Here is a 15,817-nt window from a genome sequence, read left to right on the forward strand (position 1 = left end):
CACCGCCGGCGGGCCAGCAGCAAGAGCAGGACAGCGTTCCGACAGGAGCTACTCCCAAAGCGCATCGCACAACTGCAAACCATGGCATTGATGAGTATCATCCTGCTCAGCACATGCCGATCTTCTACCCGCGGCTTGCCACGGCTCTTAGAGAAGAACGGCTTCAGCCGCTCCATCTGCACCTCGATCGGCCAGAATAGGTTGCTCATCATCACCCGCGCAAGTTCGGGAGGTTGAGGCACGCAGGCCGGACAGCCTTAAGCAGATCAATGGCTCCTGACCTTAAACGGCTTCGAAAGCGCCGCCGGCAATGGCGGCACCGCCCGCGTCCCTCGCAAATCCAGGCGACAGGTCAAGTGATACAGGACCCGCCATCCGGCGGTTACTTGGGTAGCATTCCCTTACGACGACTGGACCGACGTGCCGCCCTGCTCAGGTGGCAATAATCGGACCGCATCGGCTGTTTTCCCTGTCATGCGGCCAATCGAGCCGTGGTCAGGCTCTCGAAAGACACAAGTCTCGCATTGTGCCGATGTGCGGCTGCTTCTAGGTTCGATGCATGAGCGACCTGTTTTCTCCCATGCGCCCGTTTCCTGCCACGGGCGGCGAATGCGCCACGATCCTGAACGCAATGGATTGGTCGGACCACCCCTTGGGCGAGCCGACGCTGTGGCCCGCCGAGTTGAAGACCGCCGTGCGGATCTGCCTGACGTCCAAATTCGCGGCCATGGTGCATTGGGGGCCCAGGCACTATACCTTTTACAACGACACTTATGCGGCCCGACTTGGGCGCAAGCACCCCGGCCATTTGGGGCAACCGGCCCATGACTGGTGGTCGGAAATGTGGAACCAGCTGGAACCGTTCTTCCAGGCGGTTCTGGCGGGCGAGAGCTACTATACGGAGAATGCCCGCTATACGCCCGACCGGGACGGGACTTCGCGCGAAGCCTTCTTCACGCACAGCCACAGCCCGATCTGGGATGACGCAGGTGTCGTTCGGGGGATTTTCCTCACTGTTGTCGAAACCACTGCCCAACTCGAGGCGGAGGCCCGCAGCGAGTTGCTGATGGGCGAACTCAAGCATCGCATGAAGAACATGCTGGCCGTCGTGCAGGCCGTCGTGAACCAGTCAGTGCGCCGCGCCGACAGCAAGGAAGATGTCGCTACCATCATCCATGCACAGATCGCGGCCTTGGGCCGGGCGCATGATCTCTTGACCCGATCCAACCATGTCGATGTGCCCCTGTCCGAGCTTGTGGGCGCCTCCGTGGATATCGAGGGTCCCTATGGCGACCGGATCCACGCCGGGGGCCCAGACATCGCGATCGGTTCGCAGGCGACAATGGCCCTGACCATGATCCTGCACGAACTGAACACGAATGCGATGAAATATGGCGCCTTGGCAAATGAGCAGGGCCGCATACAGATCTTGTGGCGGGAGCTGGGGGATGTCCTGGAACTGACTTGGCATGAGGATCAGGGTCCGGCCGTGACCCCTCCGGCGCGTCAGGGATATGGGACGCGCCTGATCATGGCGCTTGCGGGTGACTTGGGGGAGGGCGTTCAGATCGACTACCTGCCCGGCGGCATCAGGTTCATGCTGAGGGCGGACCTGTCGAAGGTCAAGGCAGTCGCGCCTGAGGCAGGCATCATCCAGCAACCCGCCAGCGTGGGTACAGTGGCCTACTGACACTGCTGCTCCCGAACGCCCAAAGGCACGCCTGCTGGCCTGCTCAAGCGTACGGCCACCGGATCAGGCGAAGTGATGATCTATCCCAGTGGCGCCAACCGCGCTCCCACGGTGCTGTCGCGGGCATCGGAACGCCTCCGGTCACGAGCCGGATGCGGAGCGGCAGGCGCATCCAGCGACGGCGCGACTGTGCGTGTCGGGGCTAGATCGGGATGCAGATGCCGCACCGCCACGCTCGAACGCAATTAAGCGCTAACGGCGCGTCCCTTCAAGGTATCAGGGCCAGCGGTCCGAGATCTGCGATGCCAGTTCGGTCAGGGTGCCGGCGACCAGATCGGGCATCGGCGCGACCTCTGGCAGGGGAGCGTTGACGCCATGCGTCACAAGGGCGCCCTTTCCGCCCAAGGCCTGCATGCCGATCGTGTCCCAGACATGGCAAGCCACCAGGCAAAGGTCAGCGATCGGCACCTGCAGCGCATCCGACACCAGTTGATAGGTCTGCGGCGCGGGCTTGAAGCAGCCGGTGGGCTGCACGCTGAAGCTCCTTTCAAAGAAACTGGCCAGGCCCGACCGTTCCAGTGCCGAGGGACCGTCGGACGGCGGCGAATTTGTCAGGGTGACCATCCGGAAGCCCTGCTCCCGCAGTTGGGTCAGGGCCTGAGCTGCATCTGCGTGGGGCGGTAGCCGGACGATGGCTGCGCTCAGCCGATCCAGGTCATCCTCGCCCAGGTCCCTGCCCCGGATCGTCCCCACCATCCGCAGCACCGCGCGGGCAAGATCCGCAAAGTTGCTTGGGACTCCGGCCAGGGTCAGGGTCTGAGAATAGAGGATCAGCTGGGCGAACCAGTCGCGCATCACCCGCTCATCTCCAAAGAGATCCGCGAAGACGGGATGCAGGTGTTCCAGGTCCAGCAGTGTTTCGTTCACATCGAAGACCAAGACGGGTTTGGTGGTCATCACTTTCTCCTCCATGTCGTGTTCGGCCTCTGGCTGGACCGATCATCTGGATCTTGCCGGAACTAACGCGCGGCGACCTGCGCAGGTCCCGATGCACCGATCTACTCCAGCGCGCTCATAGCTGCGGCCTTTGGCAGATAATGGTCCTGACTTTGTGAAGTCGTCACGGTTCGAATTTACCAGGAAGAGCAGTTTCCGTGGCATCCGCATTGCCAAGCGGGCCTAGATGGCCAAAAGCAGAAGCGCATAGGCCGCGGCCGTGCACACGAAGGGCCAGAGCCGGCTTTCCCTGTCTTCCGGCAGTTCCTCCTTGAGGACGTTCAGGACCACACCGCCGGCGATGAAGCCAAAGAGCAGCGCGATCCAGATTTCCGGCAGATCGGCCAGACGGCCGAGCAGCCAGCCCCCAAGGACCGCGCCAGCAAGGATCCAGCGGGCAATGCGATCGTAGCGCTCCTGATGATCCTGGCGCAGGCCGAAATCGTTGGTGACGAAATGGAGCGCCATTGCCACGCCATAAGCCAGAAGAGACCAGCCGCCGGTCTCCTCCCGGTGCAGCAGCAGATAACCGATGATCACGTTGTAGACGGAGAAGGAACCGATGTGGATCCAGAAGGTCCCAGCATCGGGCAGGTGGCCGTGATTTCCTTCGGCGGTGCGCTTGCGCGATACGCGGATAGCGCGCTCCAGGCCGTAGAAAACGACGAGGCCCGTCAGCGCAAGCGAATAGACCAGACCTTCGGCCGTGGCCTTGCTTGTGCCCAACTCCTCCGCGAAGGTCTGCTGATGCGCCGCAAGTTCGGGAAGAACGTGAAGGAAGACATAGGCCACAGCCACACCGCCTGCGGCCGACAACCAGCGGCTGCGTGGGGCCTGATCAAGAAACCTCATCCGACCGATGCCCAGATGAACCAGGGCGAAAAGGCCGGCAAAAAGGAGGCTGGTGATCGTCATGGAGATGAAATCCGCAGAGACCGGGACAAGTTCCCCACCTCCTCCTCGACCGGGCAAGGCACAGCTCCCTAATTCTTGCCCATTGACCCGATGCTCGATTGAAACCGCAGTTCCGGCTCGTGTTTCAGACACGCGGGTGAACCACCCCCGTTCGTGCAGCCGAACGGCTGCGGCTAATGCTCGACCGCATCTCAGGAACCGCCTTATGCCGCCACGCAACCTCCGGACTGCACTCTGCCCATGCGATCAGCGCGGAACATGAGATCCCGCATCAACAGCAAGATCTGCAAGCACGCGGTTCTTGATCTTCAACCGTCCTTGTTGCCACGCAGGGCGTGTGCGGTATCGACACCGGCCAGGATCAGCGTGAACAGCACGACCCCGCCAAGATCCAGGCGCGGAACATGCCAGACCAGGATCCCCAGGAATCCCAGCAGGACAATGTAGGCCAGAATCGCCATCAGCTTGTCTCTCATCGCGCCACTCCTTTCTCATGTGCTTGTCGGCGCATGAGCCATGCGGCCGTCCGGATCAGCCGTGCATCCTCGCCCCGGCGCCCGATCAACTGCACGCCCATGGGCCGCCCGCCATCATCCGCCAGCAACGGCAGGGTGATCGCCGGCACGCCGCAGAGTGTCCAAGGGCCGTTCATGGCCGGAGAGCCGGTGCTGCCTTGCGACAGCTCCGGCGCGGGTCCGGTGGCGGCGGGACAGAGGATCGCATCGCAGCGGGTCAGCAACTCGTCGACCCCTGCATTCAGCACCTGCCGCCAGTCGAGGGCCGACAGGTAGTCGCGGGCCAGGATGGACTTGCCCTCGTCCAGGGCATCGCGCAACTGCTGCGACAGCTGGTCCCTGCCCTGCCGCTCCAGCGCGTAATAGCACTTGGACATTTCGGCCAGGTTGATGCGGCGCCGGATCGCGTCCGCCTCGGCAAGCCCCGGCAGGGCGTCGACACGATGGGCGCGATCCCCCAAGTCGGCAATCAGTTCGGCAAGAGCCTCCTCCATCACGCGCTCGACCCCGGGCAGCGTGAGCACCGCCAGCAGCGGCGGCAGCGGCGGCGGCTGGACGGCTGCATCGGACAGGCGCGGCCTGGGCGCGATGTCGCTGGCGGTGTCATGGGGATCATGGCCCGACATCGCCTCGGCCAGCAGGGCTGCATCCTCGACCGAGCGGGCAAAGGCGCCGACCGTGTCCAGGAACGGCGATTGGGGCAGGATGCCGCTGCGCCCGATCAGGCCATAGCTGGGCTTGAAGCCGACCACGCCGCAATAGGAGGCCGGCCGGATCACCGAGCCTCCGGTCTGGGTGCCCACCGCAAGCGGCACCTGACCCGATGCAACCGCCACCGCCGAACCGGAGGACGACCCGCCCGGACTGCGCGTCGGATCATGCGGGTTCCGGCTGCGCGAGGGTTCGAGAAAGGCCAGTTCGGTCGTCACCGTCTTTCCGATGATGACCGCGCCCTCGGCCCGCAGGCGTGACACCAGGTGGGCATCCGTGGAGGGGACGCGGCCCCGCGTGATGGGGCTGCCGTATTCGGTCGGCATGCGGGCGGTGTCGATGACGTCCTTGATCCCCACCGGCACGCCATGCAGCATCCCGACGGCGCCCCCGGCTTTCCGCCGCGCGTCGAGCGCCTTGGCCTGCGCCATGGCATGGTTGCCATCGACATAGGCCCAGGCCTGCAGCGTCGGTTCGGTTTCGGCGATGCGCTTCAGACAGGCAGCGGTCGCCGCCTCGGCCGAAAGGGCGCCCGAGGTGATCAGGTCTCGAAGGGCGACCGCGCCCAGGGATGCGGGATCAGGAACCATAGATCATGTTCGGCAGCATGAAGACGATGTCGGGGTAGATGTACATGATCGCCATCGCGATGAATACCATGAGCAGGAAGGGCATGACGCCCGCGAAGATATGCGTCAGCTTCACCTCGGGTGGCGCGATGCCCTTCAGGTAATAGGCGGACATGGCCATGGGCGGTGTCAGGAAGGACGTCTGAAGGTTCAGCGCCACGAGGATGCCGAAGAACAGCGGGTCGATGCCGAACATCGGCAGCAGCGGCAGGAAGATCGGCACGAAGATGATGATGATCTCGGACCATTCCAGCGGCCAGCCCAAGAGGAAGATGATCAGTTGCGCCAGCAGCAGGAACTGCAGCGGGGTCAGGTCAAGCCCGGTGACGAATTCGGAGATCAGATGCTCGCCGCCCAGATAGGAGAAGACGGAGGAGAAGGTATAGGACCCGACGAACAGCCAGCAGACCATCGCCGTCGTCCGAACCGTCAGATAGACGGATTCCCGCAGCCGCTGAAAGCTCATGGCGCGATAGATGACCGCCAGAACCATGCCCCCGAGCGCACCGATCGCGGCCGCCTCGGTGGGCGTGGCCAGGCCGAAGAGGATGGAGCCCAGGACCGAAAGGATCAGCAGGGCCAGTGGCAGGAACGACGTGATCAGCATCCATGCCAGCTTGCCGGCGGGCACCGACGGCACCTCGTCCTCGGTCAGGCGCGGTGCGACCGAGGGCTGCAGGATCGAGCGCCCGACGATATAGGTCAGGTAGAGGCCCACCAGCACCAGGCCTGGCAGCATGGCCCCCGCATAGAGCCGCACGATCGACACGCCCGACGCCGCCGCATAGACGATCAGCATGATGGAGGGCGGGATTAGGATGCCAAGGGTGCCGCCTGCGCAGATGATGCCTGCGGCAAAGCGTGGGTCGTAGCGCGCCTTGAGCATTGCGGGAAGGGCCAGAAGCCCCATCAGCGTCACCACCGCGCCGACGATGCCGGTGGCGGTGGCAAACAGCGCGCAGGTTATCAGCGCCGCGACCCCCATCGACCCCGGCATCCGCCGTGACGCGATCGCCAATGTCGAGAACAGGCGGTCGACGATGTTCGCACGCTCGACCACGTAGCCCATGAACAGGAACAGCGGCACCGCCGTCAGGACCTCGTTCGACATGACCGTATAGGTCTGGTTGATGAAGAGGTCGAAGATGCGGTTGTTATAGAACCCCTCGAACCATGACATCTGCTGTGTCAGCCAGCTGGCATCCTCGGGCAGGCGGTCCAGCCCGCGCCACATGCGACCTGCGTCGAAATAGGCGTAGTAGCCAAAGCCGATCCCGAGGGCCATCAGGGTGAAGGCGATGGGAAATCCGAGAAATACCAGAAGGATGAAGATGCCCAGCATCATGAGGGCGACCTGAGGGTCCGTCACGTCCTGATCTCCGCAACCTGGGCTGATGAATTCTTGATCCTGCGCCGCTCAGTCGACATGGATGCCCTCTTTCTTGGCCTGCTCGCGCAGCAACAGCTCCTCGGTTTCCTCGACATCCTCATCCGCGGCGATCCAGACGCCGTCGCGCATGGCGATGACGCTGCGCAGCAGCTGCGCGATGCCCTGGATGAACAGAAGGATGCCGGCGGCGACCAGGACCGACTTGAACTGGTAGATCGGGATGCCGGTCGGGCTGTTCACGCTGACCTCGCCGTACTGCCAGGACCGTCCGGCATATTTCCAGCCCGACAGGATCAGCGCGGTGATGCCGGGAAAGAAGAAGATAAGATAGAGCACGAAATCGACCGCCCCCTGCACCCGCACCGGCCACAGCCGATAGATAAAGTCGCCGCGGACATGGCCGCCGCGCGACAGCGTGTAGGCGCCGCCCATCATGAACAGCGTGCCATACATGATGAAGGACACGTCGAGGGACCATGACGTGGGGCTGTTCAGCACATAGCGCACGAACACCTCGTAGCTGACCCCGAAGGTCATCAGCATGATCAGCCAGCCGAAAGTCTTGCCGAACCAGCCCGACAGGTTGTCGGCAAAGCGGATGAACGACAGCATCGCATTCTCCGATCGGACCCACCCCTGCCGCACGGCAGGGGCGGGCGGAAGGTGGTTACAGCTTCAGTTCGCCGGGGAAGAAGTGCTCGTAGGCCAGGGTATAGTTCGGCTTGTTCATGAGCTCGTAATAGGTCGTGCGCTTGACCCATTCCCGCTGGCTGTCCAGCACCTTCTTGATGAAGGGATCGCTTTCCAGCGTTCCGATCATCTCGGACCAGGCGTCCAGCTGCGCGGAGAGGATGCTTTCGGGCGTCCTGTGGATCGTGACCCCGCCTTCGTCGCGCAGCTTGATCAGGTCGGCAGAGTAGTTGTCCAAGGCAAAGGCGGTGTTGTAGGTGGACACGGCCTCGACCCCGTGTTCCAGGATGGCGCGCAGGTCGGGTTCCAGATCCTCCATCATGCTGCGGCTGAACAGGAACTCGAAGGCCTCGGACGCCTGGTGATAGGAGCCCAGGTAATAGTTCTTGGCCACGTCGGCCGCGCCAAAGCGAAGGTCGGAGGACGGGTTGTTGAACTCGAAGGCGTCGATCACCCCGCGCTCCATCGCCGGGACGATTTCTCCGCCCGGCAGCTGTGCCACGGACATGCCCATCGACTGCAGCAGATCCGCGGCAAGGCCGACGGTGCGATACTTCATGCCGCTGATGTCCTCGACCCCGTCGATCGGGTTCTTGAACCAGCCGAAGGGCTGCGCCGGCATCGGGAAGGCCAGCAGGCCGACCACGTCCAGCCCCATGTTGTCCTGCGTCAGTTCGCGATAGAGTTCGCGCCCGCCGCCCTGATAGAACCAGCTGAGCATGTTGGTCGGATCGCCGCCAAAGACCGGACCCGTGCCAAACAGCGACGCGGCCTTGTTCTTTCCATACCAGTAGGCGGACACCGAATGGGCAATGTCGATCAGGCCGTCGCTGACGCCGTCCATGACCTGGAACGCCCCGACCACCGCGCCGGCCGGCAACAGGTCGATCTTGATGCGTTCGCCGGACATGGCCTCCACACGTTCGACATATTGCTGGGCCATGGTCTGCCAGATGTCGGATGCGGGCCAGCTGGTCTGCATCTTCAGCACCAACGGCGATTGAGCCAGAACCGCTGGCGCCGCAAGCAGGGTGCTTGCCGCCGCGCCGCCTGCGATCGTTCCGCTGCGCCGCAGGAACGAGCGTCGTGAGACCGCCTTGGCCTCGTCGATGTCTTTGGTCATTCTTTCCTCCCGGTGAGCAGCCCCAGGCCTTCCTCCCGACCCTTGTGCCGCAACTGCCATACTGCGGGGCGACGATGCGGTCTGACAAGTCCTAGAACCTTGCCACTGACTTTCGGATGAGAAGGAGGGTCACCGCCGCAAGCCCTGACCACCCCCGCACCGTGGAACTGCTACCGGGGTCGGTTCAGACGTCCTCTTTCAGAATATGAAGCCTCAACAACGGGATGGAACTTCCAGAACGCGTTTCTTTGCCCGTCAGAAGCGGCAAATCTCCCACCGTCGCGACAATCTGTTTCATCGTCGCCGGTGGCACCACAAGAAATGAATTGAATTTGCGCAACAATGAAGGATCATTCCCCCCACAGGCTCAGGACAATCCGCAAGGGTCGAACAGGTTCGGCCGGCTGCGGTGCGGCCGGATCGGTTGCGGCCACAAGGTCGCCTGCGCCCTGGGAGGAGGCGCTGCCGAACCCGCCTGATACGCAGGACTTCATCAGGGAGGACACAGAATGAAATGCGCCAAACTTTGCGGACTGCTTCTGACCACGTCGCTTGCGGCGCCGGCCCTTGCCCAGGATAACCTGGAAACGCTGCAGGGCATGCAGCGCACCAATGCGACCTTCACCAAGATCGATCAGACCGGCCCGAACGCCGAATCGCTCAGGGCCATCCTGCCCCAGATCAACGTTCCCGACGGGTTCGAGGTCAGCCTCTATGCCGTGGTGCCCGATGCGCGTTCCATGGCCGTCGCGCCGCAGGGGACCGTCGTCTTTGTCGGCACACGCAAGGACAAGGTCTGGTCGGTGGTCGACCGGGACCGCAACCGCGTCGCCGACGAGGTCAAGGATTTCGCGCCTTCGCTGACCTTCGACATCCCGAACGGCCCGTGCTTTTCGCCTGACGGCTTCCTCTACATCGCGGAGCGCAACCGCGTGCTGAGCGTGCCGGCGGCCGAGTTCTTCTTCGAGGGGCCCGACCAGCCGGTTTCCGTCGTCGTGCCACAGGGCGAACTGGTCCCACCGGAGGAGGAAAGCTTCAACCACACGGCGCGGGTCTGCCGCATCGGGCCGGACGGCAAGCTGTATATCTCCCTTGGCCAGCCCTACAACGTCCAGCCCGTGGAGAAGCTGGAGATGTACGACCAGATCGGCATCGGCGGCATCATCCGCATGAACACCGACGGCAGCGAACGCGAGGTCTTCACGCGCGGGGTCCGGAACTCGGTCGGACATGACTTCAACCCGGCCAATGGCGATCTGTGGTTCACCGACAACCAGGTGGACGGCATGGGCGACGACATCCCGCCGGGCGAGCTGAACCGGCAGACCGAGGCCGGACAGCATTTCGGCTTTCCCTGGACGAATGCCAATGTCGAAATCCCCGAATACAAGGACGTGCCGCGTCCCGAAGGGGTCACCTTTACCGAACCGCAGGTCGAGATGCAGGCCCATGCCGCCGATCTGGGCATGAGCTTCTATCGTGGAAATTCCTTCCCCGAGGAATACCGCGACGGCATCTTCTCGGCCCAGCATGGCAGCTGGAACCGCACCAAGCCCGTGGGCGCGCGGGTCATGTTCACCCGCCTGAACGAGGACGGCTCCGCCGCCGGCACCGAGGTCTTTGCCGACGGCTGGCTGAACGAGGAGACCGGCGAGTATCGCGGACGTCCCATGGACATCGCGTTCCTGCCCGACGGCTCGATGCTGGTTTCGGACGACTTCGCGGGCGCGATCTGGCGCATTGCCCATACCGGCAGCGGATCAAGCGCGTCCCAAGGCGGAACCCCTGCGGCAAAGCCAGCCCCGGCCGAGGCAGCAGGGACGGCCGATGCGCCAACGGAACCGACGGCGGACGCGCCTGCCACATCCGAAGCCGCCAGCGATGACGCTGCCGCGGCACCAGCAAACTGATCCGGTCCGGGGTGGCACAAGCCACCCCGGCCTCACCCCGAGGAGCAGCCCCTAATGACTTCATTTCATGGTGCCGTGGCGCTTGTGGCTCTCTGCCTCAGCGGCAGTCCAACGCTGGCAGAGACCATTGGCGCAACCAGTGGCGAAGGATCTGGCCAAGAGGTGCCCTCCTCCGCGCAAACCTGCCGGGTCTGTCACGGACTGGATGGTGTGGGCACAAACCCCATGATCCCGAACATCGGGGGTCAGAGCCCGGAATACCTTTCCAAGCAATTGCAGGAGTTTCGGGCCGGGCGGCGCGAGGATCCACAGATGTCCATCATCGCCCGGGACCTCAGCAATGAAGACATCGCCGCTCTTGCGGCATGGTATGCCTCGATCAAGGCGACATACGAACTGCCGAAGTAGCAGTCATGGGTCATTTTCCCCGGCACCCGTGAGGCGGCTGCAGGCATGCGCGCCGTTCAAGCCGGTCATCAGCCGCTTTTGAACGGCAGCAGAGCATGTGACCGAGTTCGGCCAGGCGCCGCGACGCTGCTCGGGACAATGCTTTTATCATGTAGAGGAAGCGCAGGCAGTGCGATAGAACCGGTCCTTGGGATGATCCTCTGGCGGCGCTGAAAAGATATTGTTTTTGAAATTTGCGGCCGGGCTTGCGCATGCCCGGCTGAGATCGACACTGGAATACTGATATCATGCACGGAAATATCGGAGAAGATCCGCTCGCCCGAGTCCTGACCGGGACGGCGGGCCTAGATGCCGTCCTGCGCGGAGGCTTGACCCCGTCCCGGCTCTATCTGGTCGAGGGGACTCCCGGGTCGGGAAAGACGACGCTGGCGCTCGGCTTTCTGCTCGAGGGGCGGCGCGTCGGGGAACAGGGGCTCTATATCACCCTCTCGGAAACCGAGAACGAGCTGAGGGCCGTCGCGGCATCGCATGATTTCACGCTGGACGGCATCGACGTCTTCGAGATGGTGGCCGAGGACGAGTTCGGCAGCGACCATGAGCAGTCCCTCCTCCACCCGAGCGAAGTCGAGCTGGGTGAGACGGTGCGGGCCATCTTCGAACTGGTGGAAAAGACCGCTCCGGTGCGCGTGGTGCTGGACAGCCTTTCGGAGCTGCGGCTTCTGGCGCAGAACCCGCTGCGCTATCGCCGCCAGATCCTTGCGCTGAAGCATTTCTTTGCCCGCAGGAACTGCACCGTGCTGATGCTGGACGATCGCACGGCCGAGCCTGGCGACCTGCAGCTGCATTCGATCGCCCATGGCGTGATCTCGCTGGAGCAGCTGGCGAACGATTTCGGCGCGGAACGGCGCCGCCTGCGCGTGATCAAGATGCGCGGCCTCAAGTATCACGGCGGCTACCACGACATCACCATCCAACGCGGCGGGATCTGCGTCTATCCGCGCCTGATCGCCGCCAACCACCACCGCATCTTTTCTGCAGAGCCGGTAACCACGGGTCTTGCGGGGCTGGATGCGCTGCTGGGTAAGGGTCTGTTTCCCGGCACCAACACCCTGCTGGCGGGCCCGGCGGGCGTGGGCAAGACCACGACGGCGGTCCGCTGCATGATCGCGGCACTGCGCCGCGGACAGAAGGCGGCCTATTTCCTTTTCGACGAACGGCTGTCGACGCTGATGATCCGGTCCAGGGCGCTGAACATGGACCTGCAGCCCTTCATCGACAGCGGGCTGCTGGAGATCCGCCAGATCGACCCGGCCGAGCTGTCGCCCGGCGAGTTCGCCAGTGCGGTGCGCGCGGCGGTCGAGGAGGACGACGTCAGCCTGGTGGTGATCGACAGCCTGAACGCCTACCTTCACGCGATGCCGAGCGACAACTTCCTGGTGCTGCAGATGCACGAGTTGCTGAGCTATCTGTCGCAACAGGGCGTCGTGTCGCTGATGATCCTTGGGCAGCATGGGGTGACGGGCGACCTGCGGTCCGACGTGGACATCAGCTATCTGGCCGATACCGTGATGATGCTGCGCTTCTTTGAAGCCGATGGCGAGGTCCACAAGTCCATCGCCGTAATCAAGACCCGGACCTCGGACCACGAACGTGCCATCCGCGAGTTGAGGATCGACGCCTCCGGGATCGTCATCGGCGACCCGATCCGCGGCTTTACCGGCATCCTGTCCGGAACGCCCATTCTGTTGGCGCCGGATGGCAAGCTGCTGCCTGTCAAGCCGAACGAGGCCGCACCGTCGTGACCGAGAGGTTTGCGGAGCCTCCGGAACGGCATGACGCCGAGCGTGATCTCAGTTCGTCCGTGGCCATCCTCGCGCCTCGGGGGCGCGATGCCGCGGTTGCGGCCAGCCTTCTGGGCAAGGTCGGCATCTCATCCGTGGTCGCCACGACGCTTGGCGAGCTGGCCCAGTTGGTCAGGAAGTCCATCGGAGCCGCCCTGGCCACCGAGGAGGCCTTGGTCGCGGCGGATGACGACATGCTGAAGGATGCCCTGGCCGATCAGCCTCCCTGGTCGGACGTTCCGTTCATCGTTTTGGCCAATGGCACGGCACGCCATCGTTCGGAACAGGCCAAGGCACGGGTGGATGCCCTGCTAAACGCGGTGCTGCTGTCGCGGCCGCTGCACGCCGAGGAGCTTGTGCGCTCGGTCCGCTCGGCCCTGAAGGCGCGGGCGCGGCAGTACGAGGCGCGGGACCGGATGCAGGAGCTGCAGATCCGCAAGGCGCAGCTGCTGGAAAGCGAAGCCAAGTTTCACGCCATCGCGGATTCGGTCGATCCGATGATCTGGTCGACCCGTCCCGACGGGTTCCACGATTATTACAACCACCGCTGGTACGAATTCACCGGAGTGCCCGAAGGATCGACCGATGGCGAGGCCTGGGCCGGGATGTTCCATCCCGACGACCAGGACAGGACATGGGCCCGGTGGCGGCAGAGCCTTGCAGAGGGCGAGCCCTATGAGATCGAATACCGCCTCAGGCACCGGTCGGGCGAGTATCGATGGGTGCTGGGAAGGGCGAAGCCGGTCCGCGATGCGGAGGGTCGGATCACCAGGTGGTACGGGACCTGCACGGACATCAACCGGATCAAGGTCGCGGAAGGGCAGCTGCAGCTGATGCTGGGAGAGATGAACCACCGGATCAAGAACTCCATGGCCATGGTTCATTCGATCGTGTCCCAGACACTGCGCCAGGCGGAAAGCCTGGAAGATGCGCGCCTGTCGATCCAGTCGCGCATCGGGACCATGGCGCGGGCACATGATCGGCTGGTCAAGGCGACCTGGACCGAAACCACCGTGAGCGAAGTCATAGGCGCCGCGCTGACCCCGCATTGCAACAGCACCGGCCGCTTTGCCCTGGAGGGACCGGACCTGCCGATCGGCTCCAAGCAGGCGCTTGCCCTGACGATGGCCCTGCACGAGCTGGCCACGAACGCCGCCAAATATGGGGCGCTGTCGAACGATGACGGTCGGGTCCGGGTCGAATGGGGCCAGGATGAACAGGGTGGCGACGAATTCCACCTGCTCTGGAAGGAAAGCGGCGGCCCCTTGGTGCAGGAACCGACCCGGCGCGGTTTCGGCAGCCGCATGATCGAACAGGCCCTTGCCGGCTACTTCAACGGAACGGCGGAACTGGAATACCTGCCCGACGGTTTGCGTTTTGAATTGCAAGCGCCGCTGGCAGGTCTGTCGCAGCAGGAATGACGGCCAGCGGTCAAGACCGGTCCGACGAAAGGCAGTCATGTCACCCGATCCCGAACAACGCACCGCTGTCCTCGTCGTCGAGGATGACGTCCTGATCCGGATGGAGGCGGTGGACATGATGGAAAGCGCAGGCTTTCGCACCTATGAGGCGAAATCGGCGGACGCTGCCCTGGTCGTCCTGCAGGACAGGCCCGACATCGGGCTTCTGTTCACCGATGTGGACATGCCGGGGTCCATGAACGGCCTTCAGCTTGCGGCGCGAGTGAGTTCCCGTTGGCCCAAGATCCGGATCATCGTCGCCTCCGGAATACTGGGCGTGAAGCAGGAGGATCTTCCGGCAGGATCGATCTTTTTCCCCAAACCTTACCCCACTGACCAGATCATCCGGAAGGTTAACGAGATGATGGCCGGCTGAGGTCTACTGTTCTCGTTGCGTGGCTCAGAAGAATCGAACGCTTTTGGTCTGCTCCACCTGCCGGGTCCGGGCGCTAGATTGGGACGTTGACGCTGAGCTTGACCTTTGTGACTGGCTGGCAGTTGTGAATGCCTCTTTCTGACCATGTGCGCAGGTTCACCCACAAATAATTATGCGGGCAGCGCGGTCCGCGACCAGCCTGGTCAGCGCATTGGGACCGTCGGACGCCGTGGCGGGCATGACCGGAAGCCGGAGACATATGTCAGCGACATAGCGTTCCAGATTTGAAAGATCATCCGGTATAATCCCATGCAGGAGATGCCCTTGAGGTGCCAAGTGCACGCCTGTTCGCGTGACACATCGTCCTGGTTGCTGGACCCGGCCGCACCTGCATCCAAGCCCAGTCATCTTCCATCGCAGGCGGGACCGTTCAGCGGCACCGTGGCCCGCGACTGCAGGTCTTCATCCTGACGATTGACTGCCAGATTTCGCCTCTTCTGCTGAGCGGCCCTGTCCGGTCAGCCGGTGATCTGGTTCAACGTCGCATAGCGGCGCTGGAAATAGACCAGCGCGCTGCCCTTGGCGCCCAAGCGGATCCCCTGGACCTGGGCCAGGAAGATGGAATGGGTCCCAGATTCAAGGACCTCGGACACGCGGCAGTCAAAGGACACCAGCGCGCCTTCCAGCAACGGCGAACCGGTATGCAGCGGGTCCCACGCCACACCCTCAAAGCGCCGCTCTGCCGGGACCCCGGTCCGGCCCGCGAAATGGCCTGCAAGCTCCACCTGATCATGCGACAGGACATTGACGCACAAGACCCCGTTGTCGCAGATGATGTCATGGGACCGCCCCTGCCGGTTCAGGCAGACCAGCAGCGTTGCAGGCGTGTCGGTGACGCTGGTGACGGCGGTGACGGTCGTGCCGCAAGCGCCGGCCGGCCCGTCCGAGGTCACGACGCTGACCGCCGCCCCCAAGCGTGACATCGCCTCGCGAAACAGGTTGCAGTCCACATCGGCTTCCATTTTCTGAGCGCTATCCTTCATGCCAGCATTTCCGCGTCCTGTTCACAAATCGTCGGCGCGCCCGGCACTTGTAATGCCTTTCGTCGCGGGCCGATACGGGTCATCAGCCATAAAGGTCACAGCGAAACGTTCGAGGCCCGT

14 protein-coding genes and 1 pseudogene are annotated in these 15,817 nt (G+C 63.5%); 6 read left to right on the top strand and 9 right to left on the bottom strand.

Annotated features, from left to right (window positions below; all coding sequences use genetic code 11):
- Positions 1–60: 60 nt before the first annotated feature.
- Positions 61–209: pseudogene (locus tag ACNR9W_RS16525) on the bottom strand (IS5/IS1182 family transposase); the annotation flags it as partial.
- 350 nt (positions 210–559) lie between these two features.
- Here ACNR9W_RS16525 and ACNR9W_RS16530 point away from each other — a divergent pair.
- On the top strand, positions 560–1,690 hold the full coding sequence (locus ACNR9W_RS16530) for a sensor histidine kinase (RefSeq protein WP_419269666.1): 1,131 nt from the start codon (positions 560–562) through the stop codon (positions 1,688–1,690).
- Positions 1,691–1,966: 276 nt separating this feature from the next.
- On the opposite strand, the gene ACNR9W_RS16535 is transcribed toward ACNR9W_RS16530, so the two are convergent.
- The 7 genes from ACNR9W_RS16535 to ACNR9W_RS16565 all read right to left on the bottom strand — a co-directional run bounded on the left by ACNR9W_RS16535 (position 1,967) and on the right by ACNR9W_RS16565 (position 8,659).
- Positions 1,967–2,647, bottom strand: a complete 681-nt coding sequence (locus ACNR9W_RS16535; RefSeq protein ID WP_419269664.1) for a haloacid dehalogenase type II — start codon at positions 2,645–2,647, stop codon at positions 1,967–1,969.
- Positions 2,648–2,869: 222 nt separating this feature from the next.
- Positions 2,870–3,601, bottom strand: a complete 732-nt coding sequence (locus ACNR9W_RS16540; RefSeq protein WP_419269662.1) for a hypothetical protein — start codon at positions 3,599–3,601, stop codon at positions 2,870–2,872.
- A gap of 308 nt (positions 3,602–3,909) precedes the next feature.
- On the bottom strand, positions 3,910–4,077 hold the full coding sequence (locus ACNR9W_RS16545; RefSeq protein WP_419269661.1) for a hypothetical protein: 168 nt from the start codon (positions 4,075–4,077) through the stop codon (positions 3,910–3,912).
- A complete protein-coding gene (locus ACNR9W_RS16550; RefSeq protein ID WP_419269659.1) occupies positions 4,074–5,417 on the bottom strand; it encodes an amidase in 1,344 nt (447 codons plus the stop codon). Before ACNR9W_RS16550 ends, ACNR9W_RS16545 begins: the two co-directional genes overlap by 4 nt.
- The gene (locus ACNR9W_RS16555) at positions 5,407–6,825 is read right to left on the bottom strand and encodes a TRAP transporter large permease (protein WP_419269657.1); all 1,419 of its coding nucleotides are present in this window, start codon (positions 6,823–6,825) and stop codon (positions 5,407–5,409) included. Before ACNR9W_RS16555 ends, ACNR9W_RS16550 begins: the two co-directional genes overlap by 11 nt.
- A gap of 48 nt (positions 6,826–6,873) precedes the next feature.
- Complete coding sequence (locus ACNR9W_RS16560) at positions 6,874–7,458, bottom strand: TRAP transporter small permease subunit (RefSeq protein WP_419269655.1); 585 nt, start codon at positions 7,456–7,458, stop codon at positions 6,874–6,876.
- A 55-nt stretch (positions 7,459–7,513) separates the two neighbouring features.
- Positions 7,514–8,659, bottom strand: coding sequence for a TRAP transporter substrate-binding protein (locus ACNR9W_RS16565; RefSeq protein WP_419269653.1), 1,146 nt, complete (start codon positions 8,657–8,659; stop codon positions 7,514–7,516).
- A gap of 509 nt (positions 8,660–9,168) precedes the next feature.
- Between ACNR9W_RS16565 and ACNR9W_RS16570 the strand changes: the two genes are divergently transcribed.
- The 5 genes from ACNR9W_RS16570 (at position 9,169) to ACNR9W_RS16590 (ending at position 14,654) form a co-directional block, all read left to right on the top strand.
- Positions 9,169–10,569 carry a PQQ-dependent sugar dehydrogenase gene (locus ACNR9W_RS16570; RefSeq protein ID WP_419269651.1) on the top strand — a complete coding sequence of 467 codons (1,401 nt, stop codon included), beginning with the start codon at positions 9,169–9,171 and terminating at the stop codon, positions 10,567–10,569.
- Between the two features lie 54 nt (positions 10,570–10,623).
- Positions 10,624–10,977 carry a c-type cytochrome gene (locus tag ACNR9W_RS16575; protein ID WP_419269649.1) on the top strand — a complete coding sequence of 118 codons (354 nt, stop codon included), beginning with the start codon at positions 10,624–10,626 and terminating at the stop codon, positions 10,975–10,977.
- A 287-nt stretch (positions 10,978–11,264) separates the two neighbouring features.
- Positions 11,265–12,779, top strand: a complete 1,515-nt coding sequence (locus ACNR9W_RS16580) for an ATPase domain-containing protein (protein WP_419269647.1) — start codon at positions 11,265–11,267, stop codon at positions 12,777–12,779.
- Positions 12,776–14,239, top strand: a complete 1,464-nt coding sequence (locus ACNR9W_RS16585) for a sensor histidine kinase (protein ID WP_419269645.1) — start codon at positions 12,776–12,778, stop codon at positions 14,237–14,239. The genes ACNR9W_RS16580 and ACNR9W_RS16585 overlap by 4 nt, the downstream gene beginning before the upstream one ends.
- A gap of 37 nt (positions 14,240–14,276) precedes the next feature.
- The gene (locus ACNR9W_RS16590; RefSeq protein ID WP_419269644.1) at positions 14,277–14,654 is read left to right on the top strand and encodes a response regulator; all 378 of its coding nucleotides are present in this window, start codon (positions 14,277–14,279) and stop codon (positions 14,652–14,654) included.
- 518 nt (positions 14,655–15,172) lie between these two features.
- On the opposite strand, the gene ACNR9W_RS16595 is transcribed toward ACNR9W_RS16590, so the two are convergent.
- On the bottom strand, positions 15,173–15,676 hold the full coding sequence (locus ACNR9W_RS16595) for a flavin reductase (RefSeq protein ID WP_458478754.1): 504 nt from the start codon (positions 15,674–15,676) through the stop codon (positions 15,173–15,175).
- Between the last annotated feature and the right edge of the window lie 141 nt (positions 15,677–15,817).

Source organism: Paracoccus sp. T5 (assembly GCF_048538155.2).
GTDB lineage: Bacteria > Pseudomonadota > Alphaproteobacteria > Rhodobacterales > Rhodobacteraceae > Paracoccus.

Bases quoted from the DNA above. Each gene is read 5' to 3' on its own strand.
- ACNR9W_RS16545 (WP_419269661.1), bottom strand. From the start codon at position 4,077: ATGAGAGACAAGCTGATGGCGATTCTGGCCTACATTGTCCTGCTGGGA.
- ACNR9W_RS16595 (WP_458478754.1), bottom strand. From the start codon at position 15,676: ATGGAAGCCGATGTGGACTGCAACCTGTTTCGCGAGGCGATGTCACGC.
- ACNR9W_RS16560 (WP_419269655.1), bottom strand. From the start codon at position 7,458: ATGCTGTCGTTCATCCGCTTTGCCGACAACCTGTCGGGCTGGTTCGGC.
- ACNR9W_RS16570 (WP_419269651.1), top strand. From the start codon at position 9,169: ATGAAATGCGCCAAACTTTGCGGACTGCTTCTGACCACGTCGCTTGCG.
- ACNR9W_RS16575 (WP_419269649.1), top strand. From the start codon at position 10,624: ATGACTTCATTTCATGGTGCCGTGGCGCTTGTGGCTCTCTGCCTCAGC.
- ACNR9W_RS16550 (WP_419269659.1), bottom strand. From the start codon at position 5,417: ATGGTTCCTGATCCCGCATCCCTGGGCGCGGTCGCCCTTCGAGACCTG.
- ACNR9W_RS16540 (WP_419269662.1), bottom strand. From the start codon at position 3,601: ATGACGATCACCAGCCTCCTTTTTGCCGGCCTTTTCGCCCTGGTTCAT.
- ACNR9W_RS16565 (WP_419269653.1), bottom strand. From the start codon at position 8,659: ATGACCAAAGACATCGACGAGGCCAAGGCGGTCTCACGACGCTCGTTC.
- ACNR9W_RS16530 (WP_419269666.1), top strand. From the start codon at position 560: ATGAGCGACCTGTTTTCTCCCATGCGCCCGTTTCCTGCCACGGGCGGC.
- ACNR9W_RS16590 (WP_419269644.1), top strand. From the start codon at position 14,277: ATGTCACCCGATCCCGAACAACGCACCGCTGTCCTCGTCGTCGAGGAT.
- ACNR9W_RS16580 (WP_419269647.1), top strand. From the start codon at position 11,265: ATGCACGGAAATATCGGAGAAGATCCGCTCGCCCGAGTCCTGACCGGG.
- ACNR9W_RS16535 (WP_419269664.1), bottom strand. From the start codon at position 2,647: ATGACCACCAAACCCGTCTTGGTCTTCGATGTGAACGAAACACTGCTG.